This is a genomic window from Kitasatospora sp. NPDC048194 (genome assembly GCF_043202455.1).
GTDB lineage: Bacteria > Actinomycetota > Actinomycetes > Streptomycetales > Streptomycetaceae > Kitasatospora.
Genome location: NZ_JBIDAK010000082.1, coordinates 1 through 1,112 on the forward strand (window position 1 = coordinate 1; position 1,112 = coordinate 1,112).

Consider the following 1,112-nt stretch of genomic DNA (forward strand, 5'->3'; position numbering starts at 1 on the left):
TCCGCCGCGAACGGCGCGATCTTCGCCTCGGCCAGCGAACGCACCGCCTCACGGAGCATCTCGTGCTCCTCGGAGATGCGGAAGAGATCGAAGTCCTGGCTCATGATCGCCACTCCTGTTTCACGACGGTACTCAGTACCCTTCATTATGCACGCGCGCGGCAAAAAGGGAACTCAGTGCCTTCACAGGGCGGCACTGAGTTCCCTATCCTTTTCCTGCCGAACTTCTGCCGTACTTCTGCCGTACAAGCCGGTCCGAGCGCAGGGAGATGACAGCGTGGTCCACTCAGCCATCGATGCCGACACCCGGAGTACGACGCTGTACTTCCAGCGGTGTACCTGGTGCAACAACCCCACCTTCCAACGGCTGCTCTGCCCCACCTGCGGGTCCACGGACCTGCGGCTGGAGCCCAGCGAGGGCACCGGGGTCGTCCGGCGCTGCGCGGTCGAGCAGGCCCGTACGCCGCTGGTCCGTCAGAAGTCCCTGATCCGCATGGCGGAGGGGTTCGACGTCTGGTGCATCGTGGACGGGCTGCGCAGCACCGTCCCGGTCGGCACCCGGGTGCGACTGTGCCCCTCCCCCGACTCCGACCAGCCGGAGCTGCGGCTGCTGCCGGTGGAGGAACCGCAGCCGGCCCCGGAGGCCGAGCCGCGGCCGCTGCCGCCGACCAAGGGCGGGTTCACCCAGCACCTCGCCGCCTTCGCGGAGTAGCGCGTGGCGGCGGACCGCCGCGCGCGGCCCCGCACGACGACGGAGGGGGGGGGGGGGGGGGGCGGGGGGGGGGGGGCGCGCCCCCCCCCCCCCCCCCCCTCCGTGGTCCCTCCGACGGGTCAGCCCTTGCGGGCCTTCACCTCGGCGGTGAGCTGCGGCAGGACCTCGAACAGGTCGCCGACGACGCCGTAGTCGACCAGCTCGAAGATCGGGGCCTCCGGGTCCTTGTTGACGGCCACGATGGTCTTCGAGGTCTGCATGCCGGCCCGGTGCTGGATGGCGCCGGAGATGCCGTTGGCCACGTACAGCTGCGGGGAGACCTGCTTGCCGGTCTGGCCGACCTGGTTGCTGTGCGGGTACCAGCCGGCGTCGACGGCCGCGCGCGAGGCGCCGACGGCCGC

The 1,112-nt window shown here is 71.0% G+C and carries 2 protein-coding genes; one reads left to right on the plus strand and one right to left on the minus strand.

Annotated elements, in window-relative coordinates; all coding sequences use genetic code 11:
* The first annotated feature begins 276 nt into the window (after positions 1-276).
* The gene (locus ACGF07_RS35640) at positions 277-711 is read left to right on the plus strand and encodes a hypothetical protein (RefSeq protein ID WP_392905846.1); all 435 of its coding nucleotides are present in this window, start codon (positions 277-279) and stop codon (positions 709-711) included.
* Between the two features lie 119 nt (positions 712-830).
* Here the strand turns inward: ACGF07_RS35640 and ACGF07_RS35645 are convergent.
* On the minus strand, positions 831-1,112 hold a 282-nt coding region (locus ACGF07_RS35645), incomplete at its 5' end, for an electron transfer flavoprotein subunit alpha/FixB family protein (protein WP_392905848.1).